Consider the following 25401-nt stretch of genomic DNA (forward strand, 5'->3'; position numbering starts at 1 on the left):
GGGTGAGGGGCCGGGAACGGCCGGACGGAGGGGAGACGCGCGCAGCCGTGGATCGGGTAGGGGAGTCGAGACCGCGGTGCCGCGTCGGTAGCCTGGGGGTGTCATGAAGACTTCCCCTGTCGCGGCCGCCCTCGCGCTCCTCGTCGCCCTCGTTCTCGGCACGGCCTTCGCCACGCCCGCCCTCGCACACGACCGGCTCAAGAGCAGCAGCCCGGCCAAGGACGCGAAGGTCGAGCGCCTGGAGGAGGTGAAGCTGACCTTCAGCGCCTCGGTGCGCTTCCCGAACGTCGTCGTCCGCTCCGGGGACACGTCCCACCAGGACGGCAAGCCCTCCGTGGACGGCGCCGTGGTGACCCAGAAGGTCAAGGCCGGCCTTCCTCCCGGCCGGTACGTGATCGCCTACCGTGTCGTCTCCTCCGACGGCCACCCGATCGAGGGGGAGATCCCCTTCACCCTCGTCGGCCAGGCAGCGTCCTCGCCGTCCTCGCCGTCCTCGTCGTCCCAGGCACCGGAGGCGTCGGAGTCGTCGCCCGCGGGCGCCGGACCGGGCTCCGCCACCGAGAGCGCCACCGCGAGCGCCCCGGCCACCCCGTCGGAGGTCCCGGTCACCCCGGCCGCCGCGGCCGAGGAGTCCGGCTCCTCGGGAGGCGTACCGGGCTGGATGTGGATCGTCGTCGGCGCCCTGACCGGCGTCGGCATCGGCATGTTCTTCAGCATGCGCGGCAAGAAGCGGCCGTGAGCGGGTCCGCGCGGGCCGCGCAGACGGCCAAGACGGCGAAGACGGACGACACGGCCACGTCCGGGAACGGCGGGACCGTACGGCTCGTCCTCGCCGGCACCGGCGCCGCCGTGGTCGCGCTGGTGATCGCGATGATCGCCGGGGGCGCGGCGTTCCCCAGGATCATCCCCGGTCTGCCCGACCAGGGCGCCCTCACCCGCTGGGGCCTGCCGCTGGCCAAGCTGGCGATGGACGGGGCCGGCCTGCTCACCGTCGGCACGCTGCTGGCCGCCGCGATCCTGCTCCCCAGCGACAAGGGCCTGCTGGGCGGGCCCGCCCTCGCCTACGTCAGGGCCGCCTCCTGGACGGCCCTGGTCTGGGCCGGGGCCGCCGCGGCCACCATGGTGTTCAGCCTCTCGGAGGCGCTCGGGGCGCCGGTGGCCGAGGTGCTCGCCGGCGACGAGCTCACCAGCTTCGCCAGCCAGGTCTCCCAGGGCATCGCGCTGACCCTGGTGGTGCTGTTCTCGGTCGCCATCGCGCTCTTCGCGCGCGGCGCGATCACCGTGGGCGCGGCCGGCGGCCTGCTCGTGCTGGCCCTGATCACCATGCTCCCGCCCGCGCTGACCGGCCACTCCTCCTCCTCGCCCAACCACGACCTGGCCACCACGGGCGTGGCCGTGCACCTGATCGTCCTGGCGCTCTGGGTGGGCGGCCTCGGCGTGCTCTGCGCGCACGCGCTGCGCCGGCAGCCGCACCTGGCGACCGCCGCCACCCGCTTCTCGGCCCTGGCGCTGTGGTGCTTCATCGGGGTGGGGCTGTCCGGCCTGTTCAGCGTCCTGGCCAGGCTCACCTCGCCCTCGGAGCTGTTCACCTCCGCGTACGGCCTGCTGCTGCTGGCCAAGACGGCCGCGTTCGCGTTGCTCGGGGTCATCGGCTGGTGGCACAGGAAGCGGACCCTGCCGCTGCTGGCCGGTGGCGGGTCCGGGACGTTCGTCCGGTTCGCCACCGGTGAGATCGTCGTCATGTTCGCGGCCGTCGGGCTGGCCGTCGCGCTGTCCCGTACCGCGCCACCGCCCGCCGTCCTGCCCGTGGACAGGGCCTTCGAGCTGCTCGGCTACACCATGCCCCCGGAGATCTCCCTCGTCAACCTGGCGACGCTGTGGTGGTTCGACCTGTTCTCCGGCACGCTCGTCGCCCTGCTGGCCGGGCTCTACCTCGCCGGTGTCGTCCGGCTCGCCCGGCGCGGCGACCCCTGGCCCAAGGGCCGTACGGCCGCCTGGTTCGTCGGCGTGCTGATCCTGCTGATCGCCACCCAGAGCGGTGTCGCCCGCTACGCCAAGGTGCTGTTCAGCGCGCACATGGCCGAGCACATGACGCTCTCCATGATGGTGCCGATCTTCCTGGTGCTCGGCGCGCCCGTGACCCTGGCGCTGCGGGCCCTCTCCCCGGCCGCCCGCAGGGGTGACCGCGGGCCCAGGGAGTGGCTGACCACGATCCTGCACAGCAGGTTCGTCCGGTTCGTCTCGCACCCGGCGATCGCCACGGCGATCTTCATCGTCTCCACCTACGCGCTGTACTTCACGCCGCTGTTCGCCGCCGCCATGGAGGAGCACCTCGGCCACATCGCGATGACGGTGCACTTCCTGCTCAGCGGCTCCCTGTTCTTCTGGGTGATCATCGGCATCGACCCGGCCCCGCACCGGCTGCCGCACGTGGCCCGGCTCATCCTGCTGTTCGTGACCATGCCGTTCCACGCGTTCTTCGGCATCGCGCTGATGAGCATGACCACCGTGCTGGCCGCGGAGTGGTACGACCAGCTCGGCCGGACCTGGGGGCCCAGCGCCGTGGCCGACCAGCAGGCCGGCGGGGCCATCGCCTGGGGGTTCGGGGAGATCCCGACGCTCATCGTGCTGCTCGCGCTGGCCTTCCAGTGGTGGCGCGCCGACGACCGCGGGGCCCGCCACGCCGACCGCCGGGCCGAGGCCGCCGCGGCCCGTACCGGTGGCAGCGGGGACAGCAGGCTCGACGACTACAACGACTACCTGGCCAGACTCAACAAGCGTGACAACGGTCGGTAGCCCCACGGTTACGCCCTCCTACCCTTACCGCCTTCCCGGTGTCCCTCCCGGTAGCCTGGTGTCCCACAGGGGCTCGTGCTCACCGCAGCGGGTGCAGCGCTTCGTCGTCGCGCGCCACGCCGAGTCACATCCGGTCGGGGGGCCGGTGATCGCCATGTGCATGGGAAGGTTGAGCAGTGTCCGAGGAACTGCGCGTACGCGACGACAGGAGCCGGAGTCTGGCCCAGGCCCTTGAGGGATACCTGACCGAATGGTCCGAGCGCACCGGGATCGCCGTCGAGATCTGGGCGCTGCCCGGCCGTGACGTCCCGGCCTCCTTCGCCGAGGTCGTGCTGGCGGTGCTGGAGGAGGCGCTCGCCAACGTCGAGCGGCACAGCCGCGCCCGTACGGTCTCCGTCGCCGTCACCCACGGGCGCGGCGGGCTGCGCATGACGATCAGCGACGACGGTGTCGGCTTCTTCGGCGAGGCCCGGGGCCGGGGCGTCGTCGCCATGCGCGCCCAGGTCCGCAGGCTCGGCGGCTCGCTCGGCGTCAACGGCAGCCCCGGCGAGGGGACCACCGTCACCGGGGTGCTTCCCCTCCGGAAGCAGGACCGGGGGTAGGGCCCGGGAACGAGGCCGGGGCGGGCCGTAGACGACGGCCCGCGGCCGGTTCCGCGCTGCGGCTCAGGGAAGCGTGAGGATCTCGCGGCCGGTCTCGGTCACCAGGATGGTGTGCTCGAACTGGGCGGTCCGCCTGCGGTCCTTGGTGACGGCGGTCCAGCCGTCGGGCCAGACGTCGTAGTCGATGGTGCCGAGCGTCAGCATGGGCTCGATGGTGAACGTCATCCCCGGCTCCAGGGTGACCGCCAGCGACGGGTCGTCGTAGTGCGGCACGATCAGGCCCGAGTGGAACGTGGTGCCGATGCCGTGACCGGTGAAGTCGCGGACCACGCCGTAGCCGAACCGCTTGGCGTACGCCTCGATCACCCGGCCGGCCACGTTGAGCCGGCGGCCCGGGGCGATGGCCTTGATCGCCCGGTCGGTGGCCTCCCGGGTGCGCTCGACCAGCAGGCGCGACTCCTCGTCGACGTCGCCGACCAGGAAGGTGGCGTCGGTGTCGCCGTGCACGCCGCCGATGAAGGCGGTGATGTCGACGTTGACGATGTCGCCGTCGCGCAGCACGGTGTCGTCCGGGATGCCGTGGCAGATCACCTCGTTGATCGAGGTGCAGAGCGACTTGGGATAGCCCCGGTAGCCGAGCGTGCTGGGGTAGGCGCCGTGGTCGCAGAGGAACTCGTGGCCGATCCGGTCGAGCTCGTCGGTGGTGACCCCGGGGGCCACGTGCCTGCCGACCTCCTGCAGGGCCTGGGCGGCCAGCCTGCCCGCGACCCGCATCCGCTCGATGATCTCGGGGGTCTTGACGTCGGGCTCCCCGGTCTTCGGGGTCTTCTTCCCGACGTACTCCGGCCGCTGGATGTGGGAGGGGACCTTGCGGAGGGGAGAGATCCGCCCGGGCTGGAGCAGTGTCGTCATGGTCCAGCAGTCTAGTTGTGCTTCCGGCTGGGCAGGATTGCGGCATGAGCGATCAATGGTGGTTCTGTCTCACGCACCAGGCCGTCGAACCCGACAAGGGGTGCCCGAACAAGGACCGGATGGGGCCGTACCCGACCCGCGAGGCCGCGGCCGGCGCGCTGCAGACCGCGGCCCGGCGGAACGAGGACTGGAAGAAGAACGACCGGGGGTGGGACGGGGACGACGACTGAGCCCGCCCGCTAGCCGTCCACGACGGCGTACGCGCGTACGGGGAAGGTCCCCATCCCGGCCAGCAGCGGTGGCGCGGCGTGCAGGCGGAACCCGCTGCCGGGGAGCGCGGCCAGCCCCGTCATGTGCTCCACGATGGGGATGCCCGCCGCGAGCAGCAGCGTGTGCGCGGGGCGTTCACCGCGGGGCGGGGTGTCGTCGATGTTGAGGCTGTCGATGCCGACGAGCGCGGGACCCCGCTCCGCGAGCCATCTGGCCGCCTCCGGTTCGAGGTAGGGGTGGCCGTGGAAGTAGGCGTCGGTGCCGAAGTGCCGGTCCCAGCCGGTGTGCAGCAGGACGGCCCTGCCGCGCACGTCCAGCCCCGCGAACCGGTCGAGGCCCACCGAGGGAGCCCCCTCGGCCCGTACGACCAGCCCCGGGAGGTCGGCGAGCGACTCCAGCGGCACCCCCGACAGGTCGGGTCCGTCGGGGTAGCGGTGGTAGGGGGTGTCGAGGTAGGTGCCGGTGTTGGCGACCAGCTCGACGCTGCCGATGTGGAACTCCGTGCCCGGCGCGTAGACCTCCCGCGAGGCCTCCCGGCTCAGGTGCACGCCCAGGCGCGGGCCGGGGACGCCGGGGTAGGTGATCATGCCCTCGGTGATGCGGTGGCTCAGCTCGACCAGCCGGCTCACGGGACGCTCACCTGCCCGTGTCCGGTGCGGGCCCCGGCGATCCTGGCGATGGCGACGAGGCCGATCGCACCCCAGACGACGTTGAGGACCGCCGACGGCCAGGCCGCGTGAAAGGCCGAGTTGATCATGAGGGTGACCGCGCCGGTGAGGTTGATCACCTGGTAGGGCATGCCGTCGCCGGACATCCTGGACGTCGAGACCATGGCGTACCCGTACAGCAGCAGGGCGGCTCCGGCCCAGCCGAGCAGGTCGATGAAGAGGGGCACGGGATCACGCGCCCGACGGGAAGAGGTTCATGCCCCCATGGTTTCCGCCCCGGTCACTGAAGGTCAAATAAAGTTGTCTTACCATCCACGTAAGCTCAGCTACATGGAAATCGATCCCCGGCGGCTGCGGGTGCTCCACGAGGTCGCCCGGCGCGGTGGCGTCATGCGCGCGGCCGAGGCGCTCCACCTGACGGCCTCGGCGGTCTCGCAGCAGCTCGCGCTCCTGGAACGGGAGGTCGGGCTCTCCCTCATCGACAGGTCCCAGCGCCGGGTCGCCCTCACCCCCGCGGGCAGGGTGCTCGCCGGATACGCCGAGCGCGTCGAGGAGGAGCTGGACGAGGCCAGACGGGAGCTGATCCGCTTCACCGAGCGGTTGGCCGGGCCGGTGGCGATCGCCGCCTTCCCCACGGTCATCCGGCACCTGCTGGTGCCCGCGCTCGGCGATCTGGCCGAGCGCCACCCCCGGATCACGCCGCGCATCCGGGAGCTGTACGGGCCGCCCGCGCTGAGCGAGCTCCGCCTCGGCGGGGTCGACCTCGCCCTCACCGAGCAGGACGCCGACGAGGCCGTCGTGGCGCGGCAGGCCATCGTCTCCCACCCCCTGTACGTGGACGAGTACCGGATCGTGGCCCCGCCGGGCTGGGCGGAGGTCCCCCGGGAGGTGCCGGACCTGGCGGAGGTGCCCTGGGTCGCCGGGCCGCTCGACCACGCCAGCGGCCAGGCCCTGGAGCGGCTCGCCGCCCTGCACGGGTTCACCCCGCGCCGGGTGCACACGATCCAGGAGTTCCCGCCCACGCTCGCCCTGGTCGCGGCGGGGCACGGGGTGGCGATCGTGCCGTCGCTGGCCCTGCTCGACGTCCCGGACGGCGAGGTCGTCGTCACCGGCATCACCGGAGTGGGAGCCAGGAAGCTGGACGCGGTCACCCGCCTCAGCCGCACCCGCTCGGGGGAGCCCGACCCGGTGCAGGCCGTGGTCATCGCGGCGCTCAGGGAGGCGGCCGAGGGCCTGGCGGAACGGCTCCGGGCCCGCTGGAGGACGTCCTGACCGCCCCGCCGGTGAGCACGGCCGGTGAGCACGGGCGGGGCCGTGACCCGTGCGGTGCGACCCGGGGGCCCGGACCGGGCCCGCCTAGTCGTTCAGGTGCGGGCCGCTGACCCGCTCCAGCAGCCCGGCCAGCCGGTCGCGCAGTCCCGGGCGGCGGCCGACCTCTCCCGCGGCCATGCTGACCAGGTGCTGGGCGCCGTCGAAGGAGAACGGCGCCCGCTCGGGGATCGTCAGCGCGTCGTGGGCGAGACCGGCCAGCTCGGCGTCGCCGCCGTCCAGCGCCAGGATCGTCGTACCGGTCCTGCGGGCGTCGCTCACCCGTTCCAGCAGGGCCTCCGGGGCGGCCTCCTCGGCCACCACGAACAGCGTCTCGCCCCTTCGCGCCCGCTCGATCCTGTCCAGCCCGATCCGCAGGTGGGCCGGCGCGTCCGGTGCGGGCGCCCAGCGGACCAGCGTCGGGGCCAGCTGCGGCAGCCCGGAGAGCCTGGCCTCGTCGCTCAGGTGCGCGGTCAGGTGCCAGGGCTCCTCAGCGGGCGTGCCCACCACCATCAGCCCCCCGGCCGAACGCGTCGCGCGCAGGGCCAGGCCCAGCTCGCGGGTCCGCTCGATCCAGCCGGTGGAGGCCAGCATCTCGCGCAGCAGTGTCACCGCCCCAGCGTCCATGTGCCCATGGTGCCGTACGGACCCCGCGGTGATCCGGGGAACGCGATCCTGAGATGATCGGAAAAGGCGATGGACACTGGAAACATGGTCGACGGGCTCCGGCTCCGGATGACCGGGGGACGACGAGGAGCGGCGAGTGAGCACTGACAACCCGACCGATGTTCCGGACGTGAGCGGCGTCTCGATCGGCATCCTGGGCGGCACCGGGGACCAGGGCAAGGGCCTGGCCCGGCGGTTCGGCCTCGCCGGCCACACCGTGCTGATCGGCTCGCGCAGCGCCGGGCGCGCCCAGGAGGCGGCGGCCACCCTCGGCGGCGCGGTACGCGGCGCCGAGAACGCGGCCGTGGCGGCCGAGGCCGACGTGGTGATCGTGGCCATTCCCTGGGACGGGCACCGCTCCACGCTGGAGTCCCTCCGCGCCGAGCTGGCCGGGAAGATCGTCATCGACTGTGTCAACCCGCTCGGCTTCGACAAGCAGGGCGCGTACGCGCTGCCGGTCGAGGAGGGCAGCGCCGCCCAGCAGGCCGCCGCGGTCCTGCCCGACAGCCGGGTGGTCGCCGCCTTCCACCACGTCTCGGCCGTCCTGCTGCTGGACCCCGAGGTCGCCGAGATCGACCTGGACGTGCTGGTGCTGGGCGACGACCGCGAGGCCACGGACATCGTGCGCGGGCTGGCGGGCCGCATCCCGGGCGTGCGGGGCGTGTACGGCGGCCGGCTGCGCAACGCCCACCAGGTCGAGGCGCTGACCGCCAACCTCATCTCGATCAACCGCCGCTACAAGGCCCACGCGGGCCTGCGCCTCACCGACATCTGACCGGCCGGCACCCCCCGGGGCCCCCCGGCCGGGGGCTCCTGGACGGCTGTCAGCGGGGGAGCGGACGCTCAGACGACGAGGGCCTGCAGGGTGCCGGGACGGCGGGTGCCGTCGTAGTCCCGCCAGGCCGCGGCCAGCGCGGTGACGGACGCGGTGAGCGTCTCCTCGTCGAACAGGAACGGCAGCCGCAGGTGATCGCCGTGGCCGCCCGAGGGGTCGAACGAGCGTCCCTGGGGGACCGCCACCCCGTGTCTGAGCGCGACCTGGGCGAAGGCCCCCGCGTCGCCGGGGAGCCGTACCCAGATCGTCTGCCCGCCGAGGGCGGGTTCGGCGCTCCACGAGGGCAGCTTCGCGGCGAGCTCGCCGAGGAGGTGGTCGTGGCGGCGCCGCAGGACGTCGATCCGGTCCCGGCGGAGCCGGTCCATCTGCGAGATCAGCGACGCCGCCGCGAGCTGGCCGAGGATCTCGCCGCCCAGGTCGTGGACGGCGCGCAGCCGCACCAGCCGGGAGATCACCGGCGCCGCCGCGCGGATCCAGCCGATCCGCAGCCCGCCCCAGACGAGCTTGCTGAGCGAGCCGACCGTGATGATCCGCCGCCCGTCCCCGAAGTACGCCAGCGGGGGCGGGGTCTCGCCGGAGAAGCACAGCTCGGCCGGGACCTCGTCCTCGACGAGCGGCACGTCGTGCTCGGCGGCCAGGGCGGCCAGGCGGCGCCGGACCAGCGGGGGCATGATCGCGCCGGTCGGGTTGTGGCAGGTCGGGACGAGGTACCCCAGGGCGGGGCGGTCCGCCAGCGCGGCGCCGAACGCCTCGGTGTCGGCGGCCGTGCGGAACAGGGCTGCGGCCTCCCGGAAGGACTCCAGCGCGCCGGGGTAGGTCGGGGCCTCGGTCAGCACGGTGTCGCCCGGGGACAGCAGCAGGTTCGCCAGCAGGGTCAGGGCCTGCTGGCCGCCGTTGGTGACCATGATCTGCCCGGCCGTGGTGGGCACGCCGCGCTCCCGGTGGTAGGAGGCGATCCGCTCGCGCAGCTCGGGGTACCCGGCCGGGTGGTACCCGATGTCGTGCCGGATCCGGCCCAGCCGGGCCGCCGCCTCCAGGTACGCCTCCACCAGCACCGGGGGCGGGCCGTCCGGGGCGGCGCAGCTGAGCAGGGTGACGTTCTCGGGCGGGTCCAGCAGGTGCAGCAGCAGCGGGTTGGCCGTGCCGCCGGGACCGGACGGCGGCCGCTGGGCGGCGCAGACCCGGGTGCCGCTGCCCTGGCGCCGTACCACCCGGCCCTCCTGCTGGAGCAGGTCGTACGCGGCGACCACGGTGCCCCGGCCGACCGCCAGCGACCGCGCGAGCTCCCGGTCGGGCGGCAGCAGGGTGCCCGGGCGCAGCTCCCCGTCGTCGATGAGGGCGCGCAACCGCACCGCGAGCAGCAGGTAGAGCGGGCCCCTGCCCGACGACCAGCGGCCGAGCCTGGCGATCAGTTCGTCGTTATTGGCTCCCATGATGGACCAATCTTGCCGGATTGGATCTGACAAAGGGCCTATTTTGCGTACATCCTTGGGGCATGACTGATTTCCGTCCGGAGACGCGCACCGTCCACCTTCCCCAGCCGCCGCTGAACGGCAGCCGTCCCATCACGGTGCCGCTCTACCAGACCTCCGGCTTCATCTTCGACGACCCGGCCGTCTTCGCCGACGGGATGGGCCGTCCGGACGGGGCGTTCGTCTACGGGCGCATGTCCAACCCGACGGTCCGTTCCCTGGAGGAGGCCGTCTCCGGCCTGGAGGGCGGCGTCGGCGCCGTGGCCACCGGCTCCGGCATGGGCGCCATCAACGCCGTGCTGTTCGGGCTGCTGGCGCCCGGCGACCACCTGATCGCGCAGAAGCCGCTCTACGGCGGCACCGCCGCGATGATCAACGACATGGTGGGCCGGTTCGGGATCACGGTCACCTACGTCGCCGAGGACGACCCGGCGGCGCTGCGCGAGGCCGTACGGCCCGAGACCAGGCTCGTCTACCTGGAGACCATCGCCAACCCGGTGACCCAGGTCGCGGACCTGCCCGGCATGTGCGCCGCGGCCCGCGAGGCCGGCCTGATCTCCGTGGTCGACAACACCTTCGCCTCCCCGATCCTGTGCCGGCCGATCGAGCACGGCGCCGACATCGTCGTGCACTCCACCACGAAGTACCTCAGCGGCCACACCGACGTGCTCGGCGGAATCGCCGTGTTCGCCTCAGACGAGCTGTACCGCAAGGTGTGGGCCTTCGCGAGCAAGCTGGGCGCCACCCCGGACCCGTTCGCCGCCTGGCTCACCCTGCGCGGCATGCAGACGCTGTCGCTGCGGATGGAGCGCCACTGCTCCAACACCCGCGAGCTGGCCACCCGCCTGAACGACCACCCCGCCGTCTCGGCCGTGTACTGGCCGGGCCTGCCCTCGCACCGCTCGTACGAGCTGGCGGCCAAGCTCCTGCCCGACTTCGGAGGGGTCTTCTCCTTCGACCTGGTCGGCGGGCGCGAGGCCGGGGAGCGGTTCATGAGCTCGGTGCGGCTGGCCCTGCTGGCCCCGTCCCTGGGCGGCGTCGAGACGCTCGTCCTGCACCCCGCGACCACCTCCCACCGCACCCTGACCGCCGAGGAGCTGGCCCGGCACGGGATCGGCGAGGGCACCGTACGGGTGGCCGTGGGCATCGAGCACATCGAGGACCTCTGGGCCGACATCGAGCAGGCGCTCTCCTGACCGGCGTGCGGCGCCGGGGCTTCTCCTAGACTGCGGCACGGAGGCCGCCGATCACCCGGCGGCCCCTCGAAGTCGTTCGCCTGGAACCTTCGGAGTCGTTCGCCGGGAAGGGGAGCGCGCGTGAGCGTGTCGATCGGGGACGTGGAACGGGCGGCCGGGCGCATCGCCGGGCATGTCCTCCGTACACCGGTGATCGAGGTGTCGCCCGGGTTGTTCATGAAGCTGGAGGCGCTCCAGCACTCGGGGTCGTTCAAGGCCCGAGGAGGCTTCAACAGGGCGCTGTCTGCCGGGACGCTCCCGGAGGCGGGCCTGATCGCGGCGAGCGGCGGCAACCACGGCCTGGCCGTGGCGTACGTGGCCCGGAGCCTCGGGGTCCGGGCGGAGATCTTCGTCCCGACGGTGTCCAGCTCGGTGAAGGTGGCCGGGCTGCGCGCGCTGGGCGCCGAGGTGACGCAGGTCGGAGCCTTCTACGCGGAGGCGTACGAGGCGTCGGTCAAGCGCGCGGCAGAGACCGGGGCCCTGGACGTGCACGCCTACGACCAGGCCGAGGTGGTCGCGGGGCAGGGCACGGTCGGCCTGGAGGTGCTGGAGCAGACCGGAGGGGTCGACACGGTCCTGGTCGCGGTCGGCGGCGGCGGGCTCGTCGCGGGGATCACCGTGGCCCTCGCCGGCCGGGCCCGGGTGGTCGCGGTCGAGCCCGAGCTCATCCCCACCCTGCACCGGGCCCTGGAGGCGGGCGGGCCCGTACCCGTCGGGGTCTCGGGGGTCGGCTCCGACGCGCTCGGCGCGAGCAGGACGGGCGCGCTCGCCTACGAGATCACCGCCGCGGCCGGGGTGGAGAGCCTCGTGGTCGGTGACGAGGCCATCGTCGAGGCGCGGCGCGCGATGTGGCGCGACCACCGGCTCGCCGTCGAGCACGCCGGGGCCACGGCCTACGCGGCACTGCTGTCCGGTGCCTACCGCCCGGCGCCCGGGGAGCGGGTGGCCGTCGTGGTGTGCGGCGCCAACACCGACCCGGCCACCCTCGTCTGAGGGCGGCCGAGGGGCTCGTCGCGTCTCCACAGCGTCCCCGCGTCCCCGCGTCCCCGCGGGGGCTTCCACGGCTTTCGCGGGGGGCCGGGGAGCGGCCGGGTCGTCAGCGGTAGCTGTGCTCGGCGGTGGGGAAAGCGCCGGCCGTCACCTCGTCGGCGAAGGCGCGTACCGCCCTGTCCATCTCCCCGGCCAGGTCGGAGTACTTCTTGACGAACTTCGCCGGGGTGGCGGTCAGGCCCATCAGGTCCTGCCAGACGAGCACCTGCGCGTCCGTGCCGGGACCGGCGCCGATGCCGATCGTCGGGATCGACAGGGAGGAGGTGACCCGCTCGGCCAGGTCCGCGGGGACGCACTCCAGCACCACCGAGAACGCCCCGGCGTACTCCAGGTCCTTGGCGTCGGCCATCAGCTCGTCCCCGGACTGGCCGCGGCCCTGCACCCGGTAGCCGCCGAGAGCGTTGACCGACTGGGGGGTCAGGCCCAGGTGGGCCATCACCGGGATGCCCGCAGAGACCAGCGCCTCGACCTGGGGGAGCACCCGGCGGCCGCCCTCCAGCTTGACCGCGTGCGCCCCGGCCTCCTTCATGAACCGGGTGGCCGTCTCCAGGGCCTGCTGGGGGGAGGCCTGGTAGGAGCCGAACGGCAGGTCGGCCACGACCAGCGCGCGCGAGGAACCGCGGACCACGGCCGCCGTCAGCGGCATGAGATCGTCCACCGACACGGGGAGCGTCGAGTCGTACCCGTACACGACCATGGCGGCCGAGTCGCCGACGAGCAGCACGGGGATGCCGGCCTCGTCGAAGATCCTGGCGGTCATCGCGTCGTACGCGGTGACCATCGGCCAGCGCTCGCCGCGCTCCTTGGCGGCGGCGATGTCACGTACGGTGACCCTGCGTCCAGCCTGGCCGCCGTAGAGAGAGGTCGGCCGGCTGGTGACGGAAGAGGACATGTGGGACCTCCAGTGAAGTCTCGAGGCGCCCCAGTGGCGTCCCCGGACGGTTCGATGATTGCACGGGCCCGGCAGGTTCAACAGACCCGATCCGCCAGGTAATCCGATCCCGGTCGGCGGGCCGGGCAGAGGGCGCCCACGCTGGGGATTCCCGCGCGGGCGGAGATCGCCGGGGACGGGCTCAGGGGGTCATCCGGTGGCGGGGACACCGGGGACGTACGGCACAATGCCCGGGGAGGTAAGTAATCATCATGGCCGTCGAACCTTACCGCCGCCTGCTGGCACTGCCGGGCGTGCGATCGTTGCTGCTGGTGGGCATGCTCGCCCGGATCCCCACGACCGCGGTCTCCATCACGCTGACCATGCACGTCGTCGATCCCAGCGGGCTGGGCCTGAACTACGTCCAGGCCGGTCTGGTGACCGCGGCCAGCACGGTGGGGATGGCCGTCGGCTCGCCGCTGGCCGGGAGGTTCGTCGACAGCCACGGCCTGCGCCCGGTGCTGGCGGTGACCACCCTCGCCCAGGTCGTCTTCTGGTCCACCGCCTGGCTGATGCCGTTCCCGCTGCTGCTGGCCGCCGCCATCCCGGCGGGCCTGTTCACCCTCCCCGTGTTCAGCGTGATCAGGCAGTGCCTGACCGCGCTGGTCCCGGTCGAGCAGCGCAGGATGGGCTTCTCCCTCGACTCCATGCTCGTGGAGCTCTCCTACATGGCGGGCCCGGCCCTGGCCATCGCGGGGGTCAGCCTGCTGGGCAGCGTTCCCACCATGGCCGTCGTCGGGGCCGGCCTGGCCGTCTCGGGAACGACGCTGCTGGTGCTGAACCCGCCCGTCCGCTCGGCCGAGGAGCTCAGGGAGCCCGCCGGCCGCGTCCCCCGGCGCCAGTGGCTCACCCCGGCGCTGCTCGGGCTGTTCGGCACGGTCATGGCGGCGACGTTCGTGCTGACCGCCACCGAGCTCTCGCTGGTGGCGACGATGCAGCGGGGCGGCGACACCGCGTGGATCGGCCTGGCGATCACCGTGTGGTGCGCCTACTCGCTGGCGGGCGGCTTCGTGTACGGCATGCTGCCCCGCGGGCTGTCACCCCTGATCCTGATCGGCGCCATGGGGGTGCTCACCATCCCGGTCGGCCTGGTCGGCGGGAACTGGCACTGGCTGCTCCTGGCCCTGCTGCCCGCCGGTGTGCTGTGCGCCCCGGCGCTGTCCTCCACGATCGAGACGGTGAGCCGCTGGGTCCCGGCCGGGGCCCGGGGCGAGGCGATGGGCCTGCACGGCACGGCCCTGCTCGTCGGCGTGGGCTGCGCGTCGCCGGTCGCGGGCGCGATCATCGACGGTCCCGGCCCGGGGTGGGCCTTCGCCGCGGCCGGGCTGGTGAGCGTGATCATGGTGCTCGTCGCCCTGCCGTTCTGGCGGCGCGCCGCCACGGCCGCGCCGGAGCCATCGGTGTCGGCCTCGGCCTGACCGACCCCGCGTGTCCGCCGGCGTGCGCCCGGCACGCCTCGTTCCGGCCCCCGCCTCGTCCGCCGGTGCCGTTCCTTGACGTCCCGACCGATAATATTGAAACGGTACGGTTGCGTATCGAAACGACGAGCGATACGGTTGTGTTTCGAAACTTAAGCGTATCGAAAAACGGGGCAACAGTGGAACACAAGCTCGGTCATCCCAGACGGTGGCAGATCCTCGGGGTGATGGTCTTCAGCCTCCTGGCCGTCGTGCTCGACAACACCATCCTCAACGTGGCGCTCAAGACGATCGCCGACCCCGTGGAGGGCCTGGGCGCCACCCAGAGCCAGCTGGAATGGGCGATCAACTCCTACACGCTCGTCTTCGCCGGCCTGCTGTTCACCTTCGGGGTGATCGGCGACCGGACCGGGCGCAAGCGCATGCTCCTGATCGGCATGGTGCTCTTCGGCCTGGCGTCACTGGCCAGCGCGTACGCCCAGGACCCCATGCAGCTGATCGTCGCCCGCGCGTTCATGGGCATCGGCGGCGCCGCCATCATGCCGGCCACGCTGGCCATCATCTCCAACGTCTTCCCCCCGGAGGAACGCGGCAAGGCGATCGGCATCTGGGCCGCGGGGGTGGGCCTGGCCGTGGCGATCGGGCCGATCACCGGCGGCCTGCTCATCGAGCACTTCTGGTGGGGCTCGGTCTTCCTGGTCAACCTGCCGATCGTCGCGGTCAGCATGGTGCTCATCGGCCTGGTCGTGCCCGAGTCGCGTGACCCCAGGCCCTCGAAGCTCGACCCGATCGGGGTGATCCTGTCGATCATCGGCCTGGTCGCCGTCACCTACGGCATCATCCGGGGAGGCGAGCTGGCCACGATCGCCAGCGCCGAGGTGCTGGTCCCGATCGTCCTGGGTATCGTCGTGCTGGCCGCCTTCGTCTGGTACGAGCGCCGCATCGACCACCCGGCCTTCGACGTCCGCTACTTCCGCGACCCCCGCTTCGCCACCGCGGTCGGCATGATCGGCATCATGTTCTTCGCGATGATGGGCGCGATGTTCTTCCTGGTCTTCTACCTGCAGATCGTGCTGGGCTTCAGCGCGCTCCAGGCTGGCGCCCTGATGATGCCCTTCGCCGCCGCGCAGCTGATCTTCGCCCCGCTCAGCCAGCAGATGGCCAGGCGCTTCGGCGGCAGGCTGACCGCCACCGTCAGCATGGTCATCGTGGCCTGCGCGCTGGCCTCCTACGCGCTGATGGACCAGAACACCCCGGTCGTCGCGCTGGTGATCGTGTTCTTCGTCCAGGGCGCGGCGATGGCCAACATCATGCCCCCGGCGACCACCACGATCATGGAGGCGCTCCCCCGGGAGAAGGCCGGTGTCGGCTCGGCGATGAGCAACACCGTCCGCCAGGTGGCCGGAGCCCTGGGCGTGGCACTGCTCGGCTCGCTGCTCTCGGCCACCTACCGCGACCAGATCGCCCCGGCGCTGAGCGGGCTGCCCGACCAGGCCAGGCACGCCGCGGGCGAGTCGCTGACCGCCACGCTCGGCGTGGCCCAGGGACTCGGCGCCCGTGGCTCGGCGCTGATCGAACCGGCGAAGCTCGCCTTCATCGAGGGCATGCACGTCACCGCCCTGGTCTCCGCCGCGATCGCGCTGGCCGGAGCGCTGGTGGTGCTCAAGTGGCTGCCCGGCAGGTCCTCCGAGACCCCCGCCCCGCAGACCATCGACCACGACAAGGAACCGGCAGTAGTGTAGGGACCGCGATGACGACCACCGACGAGACCCAGGCGGACGGAGCCGGCACCGCCCGCTCCGCGGGCCGCCCTCGCAGCGCCAAGGCGGAGAAGGCCATCATCGACGCCACCCTCGACATGATCGGGGAGGGCATCGGCCTCTTCGAGCTGTCGATCGAGGCGATCGCGGCCCGGGCGGGGGTCGGCAAGACCACCATCTACCGTCGCTGGTCCAGCAAGGAGGACCTGTTCGTCGACGCGGTGGCCACCCTCAAGTCGCCGTTCCCGCCGCCCACGGGGGGTTCGGTCCGCGACGATCTGGTCGCCTGCATGCGGGTCTTCCAGCGCGACGCGAACGACGCGCGCAGCCGGTGCGTGATGAGCATCGCGATGAACGAGGCGGAACGACACCCGCGCCTGGTCGAGCGCGTCAGCCAGGCGGCCATCGAGCCGCGCAAGGCGGTCGTCACCGCCCTGCTGCGGCGCGGCATGGCCACCGGGGAGCTGCGGCCCGACCTCGACGTGGGGCTCGCGATGTCGAGCCTGGTGGGAACCGTCATGTGGTACACCCGCTCCCAGGGCGAGGCCGCCTCCGCACCGGACCTGGCCGAACGCGTCGTCGACCACCTCCTCGCGGGCATCGGCACCTGACCCTCCCCGGACGGGGGCGTCCGGGGGAGATCCGGCGCCCGGCGGACGCCCGCGGGGCCGGGCGGGCCGATGACCGTACCGGCCCGGGAACGGCCGCGTGTCAGGTGGTGGTCTCGCGCCAGCGGTTGGTGATGGGCAGGCGCCGGTCGCGGCCGAAGTTCTTGGGGGTGATCTTCGGGCCCGGGGGGTACTGCCGGCGCTTGTACTCGGCCAGGTCGACCAGGCGGATCACCCGGGTGACCAGCTCGGGGTCGTGCCCGGCCGCGATCAGTTCGGCGGAGCCCATGTCCTTCTCGACGTAGTCGCCGAGCAGCCGGTCCAGGATCGCGTAGTCGGGCAGCGAGTCGGTGTCGCGCTGGTCGGGCCGCAGCTCCGCGCTGGGCTCCTTCTCGATCGAGTTCTCCGGGATCGGCGGCACCGCGAACCCGTGCAGGAGCTCGCCGGAGCGGCCCGCCTGGGCGTTGCGCCAGCGCGACAGGTCCCACACGAGGGTCTTGAGCACGTCCTTGATGGGCGCGAAGCCGCCCGCGGAGTCGCCGTAGAGGGTGGAGTACCCGGTGGCCAGCTCGCTCTTGTTGCCGGTGGTCAGGACGAGGTGGCCGTGCTCGTTGGACAGTCCCATCAGGATCATGCCGCGGACCCGGGCCTGGAGGTTCTCCGCCGCGATCCCCGACAGCTCGACCTCCTTCTCGAAGCCGCTGACGATGTCGGCGATCGGCACCGTACGGGCGTTGATCCCCTGCCGGGCGACCAGTTCCAGCGCGTCGCTCAGCGAGTGGTCCGAGGAGTAGCGCGAGGGCATCAGCACCGCGTGCACCCGGTCGGGCCCGATGGCGTCGGAGGCGATCGTGGCGGTCAGCGCCGAGTCGATCCCGCCGGACAGGCCGAGGACGACCGAGCGGAAGCCGTTCTTGGCGACGTAGTCGCGGACCGCGAGGACCAGCGCCGAGTAGACCTCGGCGGTGTCGTCGAGCGGCTCGGCGACCGGGGGCGGCTCCGGCTCGTACGCCTCCAGGGGGCGCCCCGACAGCTCCAGCCGTTCCACCGTGATCTCGGTGCCGTCGGCGGCGTCCACCGGGAACGTGCCGGGACCGCCCTCGCCCTCGGGCAGCTCCAGGTCCGTCACCAGCAGCTCCTCGCGGAAACGCGTCGCGCGCGCGATCGGCTCGCCGGAGGCGGAGACGACCAGCGAGTCGCCGTCGAAGACCAGCTCGTCCTGGCCGCCGACCTGGTTGACGTAGGCCAGCGCGCAGCCCGCCTCGCGGGCGCGCCTGGCCACCAGCGCCAGCCGGACGTCGTCCTTCTCCTTCTCGTACGGGGAGGCGTTCGGCACCACCAGCAGCCCGGCTCCGGCCCTGGCGACCACCGCGACCGGGCCGCCCTCCTGCCAGAGGTCCTCGCAGACCGCGATCGCCACGTCCACGCCGTGCAGCCGGAAGATCGGCAGCCGGTCGCCGCGAACGAAGTAGCGGTACTCGTCGAAGACGCCGTAGTTGGGCAGGTGGTGCTTGGCGGTCCTGGTCACCACCCGGCCCCGGTACAGCAGCGCGGCGGCGTCCAGCGGGGATCCCTTGGGCTGGCCGACGCGGGGGGCGAGCCGCGCGCGGTCGACGTACCCGGCGACCACCGGGATCTCACCGAGCCCGGCCTCCTGCAGCCGTCGCGCCGCCTCCTCGACCGCGGCGACGGACGCCTCCACGAACGAGGTGCGCAGCACCAGGTCCTCGACGGGGTAGCCGGTCAGGAACATCTCGGGGAAGACCACCAGGTGGGCGCCGCGGTCGGCGGCGCGCCGGGTCCACTCGACGAGCCGGTCCGTGTTGGCGGCCAGGTCACCGACGACGGGATTGGTCTGGGCCAGGGCGATGCGGAGTTGAGCCACCCGCCCATCCTAAGGAGCGCCTATGACCGTGAGGTCAGGCGGTGGCCGGTCACGGCCGGTACGGCCGACAGGGGCAGGACGGCCTCGACCAGCGTGCCGCCGCCGGGGGCGGTCTCGATCACGCAGGTCCCGCCGAGCTCGGCCGCGCGCTCGCGCATGGACAGCAGCCCGATCCCCGAACGCGGCCCCTCGGGCAGGCCCGCCCCGTCGTCCCGGACGCGTACCGTCAGCGACTCCGCGCGCCGCAGGGAGACGACCGCGTGACCGGCCCCGGCGTGCTTGCGGACGTTGGTGAGCGCCTCCTGAGCGATGCGGTAGGCGGCCACCTCGGCCGCGGCCGGCAGGTCCGACAGGTCGCCCTCGGCCTCCACGGTGATCCGCGGGCCCCCCTCCTGCGCCAGGGCCCGCACCGCCCCGGCCAGGCCCAGCTCGTCCAGGGTGGGCGGGCGCAGGCCGTACACCAGGTCCCTGATCTCCTGGCTGACGGCGTCCATGCCGCCGCGCAGCTCCAGCAGGAGCCGGTCGGCCGAGGCCGGGGCGGTCCGCAGGCTGATCCTGGCCATGTTGATCGACATCGCCATGTCGGTCAGCGCATGACCGAGCCCGTCGTGCAGGTCCCTGCGCAGCCTGCGGCGCTCCTCCTCGCGGGCGGTGAGGATGCGCTCGCGGGAGCGCTGCAGGTCGGCGGTCATCCGCACGGCGTGCACCACGTCGGCGACGTACGGGGTGGCCGCCGCCACCAGGCGCCCGTTGTACGCCGCGGCGAACCTGCGCGGTCCCGGCGCCCCCAGCAGCAGCCGCCCCACCGGCTCGCCGTGCCAGATCAGCGGCACCCTGCGCGGCGCGGGGCCCAGCAGGCCGATCTGCACCTTCCGGGCACCGGGCTCGTAGACCTCGACGGCGACACCGGTGACGCTCAGCCCGTCCTTGACCACCGAGGCGACGGAGGCGAGGGCGTTGGCGGGCTCGCTGTCGCGGACCTCCCTGGCCAGCCGCGCGGCGAGCGCCCGGGGGTCGCCGTGCGTGCCGTACATGAGCCTGTCGATCAGGCGCCGCAGCCGGTGCCGGAGCGGATGGAAGATCACCCCGGCGAACAGGGCCGCGACCAGGCCACCGGCCCGGTCGTAGCCCGACAGTGCCAGTCCCGCGATCGTGCCGGCCCCGTAGATGACGCTGATCACGGCGATCAGCCCGGCCGCCACGAAGGCGCGGCTGACCACGGTGTCGATCCCGTACAGCCGGTACTTGAGCACGGAGAAGGCGATGGCGACCGGGATCAGGCCGGTCCAGATCGCGGTGGCCGGCCACCAGTCCGCCCCGCCGACCAGGAAGACGATGTAGACGGTGAACGCGAACAGCGGCCAGGCGATCTGGCGGCGCAGCGTCGGATCGGCCCGCCGGAACCGCACCAGCAGGGGCACCAGCGCCAGGACCACGAAGACGATGGTCAGCGTGCCGGTGATCCGGCGGATCGTCGCGTCGTAGGGGGCCAGCGCCTCCAGCGCGAGCGCGTTCGGGACGACCCGCGGCCAGGGGTAGGTCGCCGGGTCGGGCGCGGCGCGGACGATGTTGGCCGCGATGTCGGCCACCGTCACCGTCACCGCGGCCACCACCATCGGCCGCCAGCGCGGCGAGGGCAGCCGGCCGTCGGGGGAGTAGAGCGGGAGCAGGACCCCCAGCGTGACCCCGCCGACGCCCCTTCCCACGTTCATCCCCCAGCGCAGGTAACCGGCGACGTCCATGTTGCCCGCGGCCGCGACGGTGAACATCGCCGACTCGCAGATCACCGTGACCGAGCACATCAGCCCGCCCACGCACATCAGCCAGGCCGTGGCCGGGCGCGACCGGTGCGCCAGCAGGAAGGCGCCCACCACCGGGAACGTCAGCCCCGCCGCCAGGTCGGCCCGGACGGGCACCTCCGGCTGCCACAGGGGCGGCAGGGACGCGTACAGCACGAGCGAGGTCACCGAGAACGCCACCGACAGCGCGGCCATCGCGAACACCGCGATCCGCAGCCACGAGCCGGACAGCCCGCGCGAGAGCGGCACGGCGGGCCCGGCCGGGTACGGCCCGGCCACGACGGCGTCGTCGACCGTCCTCCTGGGCACGCCGCCGACGCCGGCGAGCAGGCGGCCGCGCTCGTGGATCCGCGTGCCCATCGCTATCTGACCACGTCACCGGGGTTGACCAGCCCGGACTCGTAGGCCGTGACGACGAGCTGGGCCCGGTCGAACAGGCCCAGGTGGTCCAGGAGCTTGACCACCGACGCCGAGACCGTCGCCTCGGGCACCGCCAGCGTCACCGCGATCTGCCGGTTGGTCAGCCCGCGGGCCACCAGCTTCAGCAGGTCCAGCTCGGTGTCGCCCAGACCGGCCAGGCCGGGTGGCGCGGACGGGTCGGTGCGCCCGGCGAAGGCCGCGATCAGGCGGGTGGTCACGGCGGGGTCGATCAGCGCGTCCCCGGCCTGCGCGGCCCGCATCGCGGTGATGAGCTGCTCGGGGGCCGAGGTCTTGAGCACGAAGCCGCTCACCCCCGCGCGCAGCGCCGCGTAGAGGTTGTCGTCCGTGCCGAAGGTGGTCATCATGACCACCTTCGGCGGCGCCTCGTCGGCCAGGATCCGCCGCGCCGCGGTCAGCCCGTCCAGCCTGGGCATCTGGATGTCCATCAGCACCAGGTCGGGGCGGGTCTCCCGGACGACCGCGATCGCCTGCTCGCCGTTCTCGGCCTCCCCGACGATCCGGAAACCGGGCTCGCTGTCCAGCACCACGCGCAGGCCGGTGCGGACCAGGGCCTGGTCGTCGACGACCACGACGCGCAGCTCCGGCGGGGCCGTGGCGGGCTCCCGCGAGGACGCGTCCGGGGACGCCCCGGAGGACGTCCCGGGGGACGACGGGGGCCGCGCCGCCCGCGCGGCCGTGTTCCCGGCGTTCCCGGCGTTCCCGGCGTTCCCGGTGCCCGCAGGACCCGGGCCCGCGCTCCCCGGGCCCGCGGCGCGGCCGGTCGTCCCGGACGGAGGGTCGAGGTGGACGGCCTGCGCCAGCATGTCCGACTCCAGGCGCTGCAGGGTGGCGCCCAGGTCGAGGCCGAGCTCCTCGCGCAGCAGCGTCCTGGCCCGCCGCAGCGCGCCCAGCGCGTCCCCCTGCCTGCCGTTGCGGTACAGGGCCAGCGCGAGCAGCCGCCAGGCCTCCTCCCGCAGCGGGTGGGCCGAGGCGTGCGCCTCCAGGTCGGGCACCAGCGCGCCGGAGTGCCCCAGCAGCAGCCCCGCGTCGGCGCGGCGCTCCACCGCGATCAGGCGCAGCTCCTCCAGCCGTCCCGCCTCGGTCACCGCCCACGACAGGTCGGAGAACTCGGCCAGGGCCGGGCCGCGCCAGAGCGCGAGCGCGGCGTCCAGCCGCTCCCAGACCACCGCGGGCTCGCCGCCGGTCTTGACCGCGCGCTCGAAGCGCCAGGCGTCCACCTGGTCGAAGGAGGCGCGCAGCGCGTACCCGGGCGGGGCGGAGACCAGCACCTCCGCCTCCTCCCGCGGCGCCCGGCCGGGCTCCAGGGCGCGCCGCAGCCGCGACACGTACCCCTGGATGGTCGAAAGGGCCTGCGCGGGCGGCTCGCCCGGCCAGAGCTCGTCGATCAGTACGGACACGGGGACGGCGCGGCCACCGGCCACGAGGAGCCGGGCCAGCACCGCCATCTGGCGCTGGCCGCCGAGGTCGATCACCGTGTCACCGTGACGGGCCTGGAACGGTCCGAGAGCGCGAAAAGTCAGCATTGCAGGCGTAAGGGTAGGAGGAGCCGGGCCGGTGTCATAGGGCAATACTCACCATCGTTCGCAGGCCGTAGGAAATCATGGATGGTCAGATCTCCACATTCAAGTTCACCGGCAGTACCGCTTCGACCACGGTCCCGCCGCCCGGCGGGGTCGTGATCACGCAGCTGCCGCCCAGCTCGGCGGCGCGCTCGCGCATCGACGCCAGCCCCGCCCCCGAGCGCCGCCCGGCCGGGACGCCGATCCCGTCGTCGCGCACCCGGACGCTCAGCCCGCCCTCGCCCCGCTCCAGCAGGACCCGCACGGTCCGGGCACCGGAATGCCTGCGGGCGTTGGCCAGCGCCTCCTGGGCGATGCGGTACGCGGCCACCTCGGTGGCCGCGGGCAGACCCGACAGCTCGCCCCTGGTCTCCAGCACCACGCCGGGACCGGCCATCTCCGCCACCGCCCCGCCCAGGCCGAGCTCGTCCAGGGCCGGGGGACGCAGGCCGTACACCAGGTGCCTGATGTCGCCGGTGACGCCGTCCATGCCCGAGCGCAGCTCGACGAGCATCCGCTCGGCCGCCTCCGGGGAGGTGCGCAGGGAGTGCCTGGCCGCGTTGATCGACGTCACCATGCCGCTGAGTGACCGGCCGAGCCCGTCGTGCAGGTCGCGGCGCAGGCGGCGCCGCTCCTCCTCGCGGGCGGTGACGATCCGCTCCCGCGAGCGGCGCAGCGCGCCGACCAGCCGGACCGCGTGGGCGGCGTCGGCCACGTAGGGGGTGAGCGCGGCGATCACCCGCTCGCCGTGCGCGGCCGGCAGGCGCCGGACGCCCGCGGGGCCGATGAGCAGGCGCCCGACGGGCTCGCCGTGCCAGACGAGCCGGACGTCGCGCGCCACCTCCTCCAGGGTCCCCACCCTGGTCTCCGCGGGCCGGCCGTCCGGGAACCGCACGGCCGCGCCGGTGACCGACAGGCCCTCGCGCAGCACCTCCAGGGCCGCGACCAGCCCGTCCGACGGGTCGGTGCGCTGGAGCCTGCTCCCCAGCTCGGCGGCCAGCGCCACCGGGTCCCCCCTGCTGCCGTACAGCAGGCGGTCGGCGTGGCGCCGGAGCATCCGCCGGATCGGCTGGAAGAGCGCCCCCGCGCAGAGCGCGGCGATCAGCCCGCCGATCCGGTCCACGTCCGGCAGGAACAGGCCCGAGGCGGCGCCCACCGCCACGTACACCCCGCCGACCACGCCGACCAGGCCCGCGCCGACCAGCGCGCGGGTGACGAGCGTGCCGATCCCGTACAGCCGGTGCCGCAGTCCGGGGACCACGAAGGCCGAGACGGCCCGCACCGCCGCGATCCGCGCCCGGACGGGCGTCCCCGAGGAGGACGCCCGGTTCAGCCCACGCATGTCCAGGCCCTTCATCTTGTACTTGAAGGGACCTTAACCGGCTTAAGACGCAATCCAATCAATAAGCGTTTAAAGATCGATGGATCTCCATAAACGCCCATGAACTGCCGCGATCGTCGGCGGCCCGTCCGGAGGGGAACCGCTCCCGGGTGGGCGCGAGCGGTTCCCGGCACGCGGGACGGCCGGTCAGGACACGTCGTACCGGCTGGACTCCAGCAGCCACTCCAGCTGGGCCCGCGGCGCCGCCAGGAAGGCACAGGCGACCTTGCTGACGTCCCTGGCCTGCGAGGTGGAGAGCCCGAACCGGTCGAACAGGGCCGGCAGGCGGCGCGCGGAGGTGCGCAGGTCCTCGGCGCGGGCCGCGATCCTTTCGTTCACCCAGGCGACCGCGGCGCCGTCACAGAGCCCGAACGCCGAGGCGGCGACCGTCACGTAGTTGTGCACGTCGCCGTTGGCCCGCTCCTTGTGGTGCGAGGCGACGTCGTTGCACCACGCGGTGACGTCGTTGCAGGCGTCCATCAGCGTCCGCCAGGTCACGCTCTCGCGCAGCCCCGCGGGCACCTCCACCCCCAGGCAGGGCTCCACCAGGTCGAACAGGTACGGCCCCGCGGTGCCGCGCCGCAGCCGCGGGTACTCGGCGGGGGAGGGGACCCGCCCGGAGCACCGGTTCTCCGCCTCGGTACGGCAGGCCGCCCCCTGCGCGGCCAGCCCTTCCAGGAACCGGTGCCGCCACCGGGTGCTCATCCGCTCCGAGGTGGTCCTCCACAGGTCGGCGAAGGCCACCTCGACGGGCGAGCGGGCGGGGGCGCGGGTGCGCGCGAGGAGGTCGAGGTGGCCGAAGACGCTCTCCACCGTCTCGGCCGCCCTCCCGGCGGGTTTCTCGTCCCACTCGTCGTCGAAGTGGAACAGCCAGGTCAGCCACTTGGCGAAGAGCAGCGCCGCCCGCGTGTCGAAGGCGGCGAACGCCCGCCCCGCCATCCGCTCGAACCCGGCGTTCGGCGGGGTGTCCAGCCCCGTCCGGCGGGTCCAGGCGGCGAGCTCCGCCCCGACGAGTTCCACCGAGGGGTGCATCCGGCACGGCGCCGACATCGCGGGCACCAGCTCCACCAGGGGCAGCAGCGCGTCCGCGGCCACCCCGGAGGGGCGTCGCGGGGGCGTGCCGGGACCCGGCGGCACCTGAAGGGGAGAGGGGGCCGGGAAACGGGGCGAGGGCGCGGGATGGGGCCGGGGACAGGCCGGGGACCCGCCGAAGACCGGGGTGCGGGCCACTACAGCGGACCGAACAGCCAGTTGCCGGCCACGTCCGGATCGGCGCTCGTGTAGAACTGCCGGGTGGCCTCCACCAGGTCCCGTACGGACACGGCGCCGTCGCCGTCGCCGTCGAGCCGGGCGAAGGCGGCCGCCGCGTCCTGGCGCGGGGTGCCGAACGCGTCCATCATCACCCAGAACTCCTCCGGCCCCACGACGCCGTCGCCGTCGGTGTCGCAGAGCCCGGCCAGCGCCGCGGCGGCGGGCTCGAAGACCGCCTCGAACCGGTCGCCCTCGACGAACGCCGAGGTCATGCCGGCCCGGAACTCCTCCGGAGAGATCGCGTCACCGTCGGCGTCGATCTCCGCGGTCAGCGTCCGCCAGATCTCCTCGAAGCCCCCCGCGAGCCTGCTCCCGGCGGGAGAGGTGGGCGACTCGCCGAATCCGACGAGGATACGGGCGCCGAGGCCGAGCAGGTCGTCGCGCCCGATGGATCCGCTGCCGTCCGCGTCGACGTGCGCGAAGGCACGGTCAAGCTTGCGGTTGAGGAGCGTGGTGCTCACCGTCTACTCCAATGTCACTTGTCGAACTCGTTC

Annotated in this window: 23 protein-coding genes; 11 read left to right on the forward strand and 12 right to left on the reverse strand. The window is 73.4% G+C overall.

Features of this window, described 5'->3' with window-relative positions:
• Window positions 1-103: 103 nt before the first annotated feature.
• The 3 genes from ACZ6RT_RS21995 to ACZ6RT_RS22005 all read left to right on the forward strand — a co-directional run bounded on the left by ACZ6RT_RS21995 (window position 104) and on the right by ACZ6RT_RS22005 (window position 3398).
• The gene (locus ACZ6RT_RS21995; protein ID WP_470155716.1) at window positions 104-739 is read left to right on the forward strand and encodes a copper resistance CopC family protein; all 636 of its coding nucleotides are present in this window, start codon (window positions 104-106) and stop codon (window positions 737-739) included.
• Entirely contained in the window at window positions 736-2796 is a 2061-nt protein-coding gene (locus tag ACZ6RT_RS22000; RefSeq protein ID WP_470155718.1) for a bifunctional copper resistance protein CopD/cytochrome c oxidase assembly protein, read from the forward strand. Before ACZ6RT_RS21995 ends, ACZ6RT_RS22000 begins: the two co-directional genes overlap by 4 nt.
• A gap of 176 nt (window positions 2797-2972) precedes the next feature.
• Window positions 2973-3398, forward strand: coding sequence for a sensor histidine kinase (locus ACZ6RT_RS22005; protein ID WP_470155720.1), 426 nt, complete (start codon window positions 2973-2975; stop codon window positions 3396-3398).
• Window positions 3399-3461: 63 nt separating this feature from the next.
• On the opposite strand, the gene map is transcribed toward ACZ6RT_RS22005, so the two are convergent.
• Complete coding sequence (gene map / locus ACZ6RT_RS22010) at window positions 3462-4310, reverse strand: type I methionyl aminopeptidase (RefSeq protein WP_399193536.1); 849 nt, start codon at window positions 4308-4310, stop codon at window positions 3462-3464.
• 44 nt (window positions 4311-4354) lie between these two features.
• Between map and ACZ6RT_RS22015 the strand changes: the two genes are divergently transcribed.
• Entirely contained in the window at window positions 4355-4540 is a 186-nt protein-coding gene (locus ACZ6RT_RS22015; RefSeq protein ID WP_344886632.1) for a hypothetical protein, read from the forward strand.
• 9 nt (window positions 4541-4549) lie between these two features.
• Here ACZ6RT_RS22015 and ACZ6RT_RS22020 read toward each other — a convergent pair whose 3' ends face one another.
• Together ACZ6RT_RS22020 and ACZ6RT_RS22025 are read right to left on the reverse strand one after the other, a co-directional pair.
• Entirely contained in the window at window positions 4550-5209 is a 660-nt protein-coding gene (locus ACZ6RT_RS22020) for a cyclase family protein (protein WP_399193534.1), read from the reverse strand.
• Window positions 5206-5475, reverse strand: a complete 270-nt coding sequence (locus ACZ6RT_RS22025) for a CBU_0592 family membrane protein (RefSeq protein ID WP_399193532.1) — start codon at window positions 5473-5475, stop codon at window positions 5206-5208. Before ACZ6RT_RS22025 ends, ACZ6RT_RS22020 begins: the two co-directional genes overlap by 4 nt.
• A gap of 103 nt (window positions 5476-5578) precedes the next feature.
• Here ACZ6RT_RS22025 and ACZ6RT_RS22030 point away from each other — a divergent pair, with 103 nt between their 5' ends.
• Window positions 5579-6520, forward strand: a complete 942-nt coding sequence (locus ACZ6RT_RS22030) for a LysR family transcriptional regulator (protein ID WP_399193530.1) — start codon at window positions 5579-5581, stop codon at window positions 6518-6520.
• Window positions 6521-6604: 84 nt separating this feature from the next.
• Here the strand turns inward: ACZ6RT_RS22030 and ACZ6RT_RS22035 are convergent, their stop codons facing one another.
• The gene (locus tag ACZ6RT_RS22035) at window positions 6605-7183 is read right to left on the reverse strand and encodes a hypothetical protein (RefSeq protein WP_399193528.1); all 579 of its coding nucleotides are present in this window, start codon (window positions 7181-7183) and stop codon (window positions 6605-6607) included.
• Between the two features lie 136 nt (window positions 7184-7319).
• On the opposite strand from ACZ6RT_RS22035, the gene npdG reads away from it, so the two are divergent.
• Window positions 7320-7997, forward strand: a complete 678-nt coding sequence (npdG, locus tag ACZ6RT_RS22040) for an NADPH-dependent F420 reductase (protein ID WP_399193526.1) — start codon at window positions 7320-7322, stop codon at window positions 7995-7997.
• Window positions 7998-8065: 68 nt separating this feature from the next.
• On the opposite strand, the gene ACZ6RT_RS22045 is transcribed toward npdG, so the two are convergent.
• Window positions 8066-9490, reverse strand: a complete 1425-nt coding sequence (locus ACZ6RT_RS22045; protein ID WP_470155724.1) for an aminotransferase-like domain-containing protein — start codon at window positions 9488-9490, stop codon at window positions 8066-8068.
• 62 nt (window positions 9491-9552) lie between these two features.
• Here ACZ6RT_RS22045 and ACZ6RT_RS22050 point away from each other — a divergent pair, with 62 nt between their 5' ends.
• Together ACZ6RT_RS22050 and ACZ6RT_RS22055 are read left to right on the forward strand one after the other, a co-directional pair.
• On the forward strand, window positions 9553-10725 hold the full coding sequence (locus ACZ6RT_RS22050; protein WP_399193522.1) for a trans-sulfuration enzyme family protein: 1173 nt from the start codon (window positions 9553-9555) through the stop codon (window positions 10723-10725).
• A 120-nt stretch (window positions 10726-10845) separates the two neighbouring features.
• Window positions 10846-11757, forward strand: a complete 912-nt coding sequence (locus ACZ6RT_RS22055; protein WP_470155726.1) for a threonine/serine dehydratase — start codon at window positions 10846-10848, stop codon at window positions 11755-11757.
• 103 nt (window positions 11758-11860) lie between these two features.
• Here ACZ6RT_RS22055 and panB read toward each other — a convergent pair whose 3' ends face one another.
• Entirely contained in the window at window positions 11861-12706 is an 846-nt protein-coding gene (panB, locus tag ACZ6RT_RS22060; RefSeq protein WP_399193518.1) for a 3-methyl-2-oxobutanoate hydroxymethyltransferase, read from the reverse strand.
• A gap of 251 nt (window positions 12707-12957) precedes the next feature.
• Between panB and ACZ6RT_RS22065 the strand changes: the two genes are divergently transcribed.
• The 3 genes from ACZ6RT_RS22065 to ACZ6RT_RS22075 all read left to right on the forward strand — a co-directional run bounded on the left by ACZ6RT_RS22065 (window position 12958) and on the right by ACZ6RT_RS22075 (window position 16534).
• Window positions 12958-14163, forward strand: a complete 1206-nt coding sequence (locus ACZ6RT_RS22065; RefSeq protein WP_470155728.1) for an MFS transporter — start codon at window positions 12958-12960, stop codon at window positions 14161-14163.
• Window positions 14164-14390: 227 nt separating this feature from the next.
• The gene (locus ACZ6RT_RS22070; protein WP_470155730.1) at window positions 14391-15905 is read left to right on the forward strand and encodes an MFS transporter; all 1515 of its coding nucleotides are present in this window, start codon (window positions 14391-14393) and stop codon (window positions 15903-15905) included.
• Between the two features lie 8 nt (window positions 15906-15913).
• Window positions 15914-16534: a TetR/AcrR family transcriptional regulator gene (locus tag ACZ6RT_RS22075; protein WP_399193512.1), complete on the forward strand. Its 621-nt coding sequence runs from the start codon at window positions 15914-15916 to the stop codon at window positions 16532-16534.
• 100 nt (window positions 16535-16634) lie between these two features.
• Here the strand turns inward: ACZ6RT_RS22075 and ACZ6RT_RS22080 are convergent, their stop codons facing one another.
• From ACZ6RT_RS22080 to ACZ6RT_RS22105, 6 genes are all read right to left on the reverse strand, one after another.
• Window positions 16635-18416, reverse strand: coding sequence for an NAD+ synthase (locus tag ACZ6RT_RS22080; protein ID WP_399193510.1), 1782 nt, complete (start codon window positions 18414-18416; stop codon window positions 16635-16637).
• Between the two features lie 20 nt (window positions 18417-18436).
• Complete coding sequence (locus ACZ6RT_RS22085) at window positions 18437-20575, reverse strand: sensor histidine kinase (protein ID WP_470155733.1); 2139 nt, start codon at window positions 20573-20575, stop codon at window positions 18437-18439.
• A gap of 2 nt (window positions 20576-20577) precedes the next feature.
• Window positions 20578-22179 (reverse strand): BTAD domain-containing putative transcriptional regulator, encoded by a 1602-nt coding sequence (locus ACZ6RT_RS22090; protein WP_399193506.1) that lies wholly within the window; start codon window positions 22177-22179, stop codon window positions 20578-20580.
• An 85-nt stretch (window positions 22180-22264) separates the two neighbouring features.
• Window positions 22265-23557 (reverse strand): sensor histidine kinase, encoded by a 1293-nt coding sequence (locus tag ACZ6RT_RS22095; RefSeq protein WP_470155735.1) that lies wholly within the window; start codon window positions 23555-23557, stop codon window positions 22265-22267.
• A 186-nt stretch (window positions 23558-23743) separates the two neighbouring features.
• A complete protein-coding gene (locus ACZ6RT_RS22100) occupies window positions 23744-24733 on the reverse strand; it encodes a terpene synthase family protein (protein WP_399193502.1) in 990 nt (329 codons plus the stop codon).
• 92 nt (window positions 24734-24825) lie between these two features.
• On the reverse strand, window positions 24826-25368 hold the full coding sequence (locus ACZ6RT_RS22105) for an EF-hand domain-containing protein (protein WP_399193500.1): 543 nt from the start codon (window positions 25366-25368) through the stop codon (window positions 24826-24828).
• Window positions 25369-25401 lie beyond the last annotated feature (33 nt).

It is taken from the genome of Streptosporangium sp. NPDC050148 (assembly GCF_055586505.1).

Coding starts and splice junctions, on each gene's coding strand:
- ACZ6RT_RS21995 (WP_470155716.1), top strand. CDS start 104: ATGAAGACTTCCCCTGTCGCGGCCGCCCTCGCGCTCCTCGTCGCCCTC.
- map (WP_399193536.1), bottom strand. CDS start 4,310: ATGACGACACTGCTCCAGCCCGGGCGGATCTCTCCCCTCCGCAAGGTC.
- ACZ6RT_RS22015 (WP_344886632.1), top strand. CDS start 4,355: ATGAGCGATCAATGGTGGTTCTGTCTCACGCACCAGGCCGTCGAACCC.
- ACZ6RT_RS22030 (WP_399193530.1), top strand. CDS start 5,579: ATGGAAATCGATCCCCGGCGGCTGCGGGTGCTCCACGAGGTCGCCCGG.
- ACZ6RT_RS22035 (WP_399193528.1), bottom strand. CDS start 7,183: ATGGACGCTGGGGCGGTGACACTGCTGCGCGAGATGCTGGCCTCCACC.
- ACZ6RT_RS22045 (WP_470155724.1), bottom strand. CDS start 9,490: ATGGGAGCCAATAACGACGAACTGATCGCCAGGCTCGGCCGCTGGTCG.
- ACZ6RT_RS22050 (WP_399193522.1), top strand. CDS start 9,553: ATGACTGATTTCCGTCCGGAGACGCGCACCGTCCACCTTCCCCAGCCG.
- panB (WP_399193518.1), bottom strand. CDS start 12,706: ATGTCCTCTTCCGTCACCAGCCGGCCGACCTCTCTCTACGGCGGCCAG.
- ACZ6RT_RS22065 (WP_470155728.1), top strand. CDS start 12,958: ATGGCCGTCGAACCTTACCGCCGCCTGCTGGCACTGCCGGGCGTGCGA.
- ACZ6RT_RS22070 (WP_470155730.1), top strand. CDS start 14,391: ATGGTCTTCAGCCTCCTGGCCGTCGTGCTCGACAACACCATCCTCAAC.
- ACZ6RT_RS22075 (WP_399193512.1), top strand. CDS start 15,914: ATGACGACCACCGACGAGACCCAGGCGGACGGAGCCGGCACCGCCCGC.
- ACZ6RT_RS22085 (WP_470155733.1), bottom strand. CDS start 20,575: ATGGGCACGCGGATCCACGAGCGCGGCCGCCTGCTCGCCGGCGTCGGC.
- ACZ6RT_RS22090 (WP_399193506.1), bottom strand. CDS start 22,179: ATGCTGACTTTTCGCGCTCTCGGACCGTTCCAGGCCCGTCACGGTGAC.
- ACZ6RT_RS22095 (WP_470155735.1), bottom strand. CDS start 23,557: ATGCGTGGGCTGAACCGGGCGTCCTCCTCGGGGACGCCCGTCCGGGCG.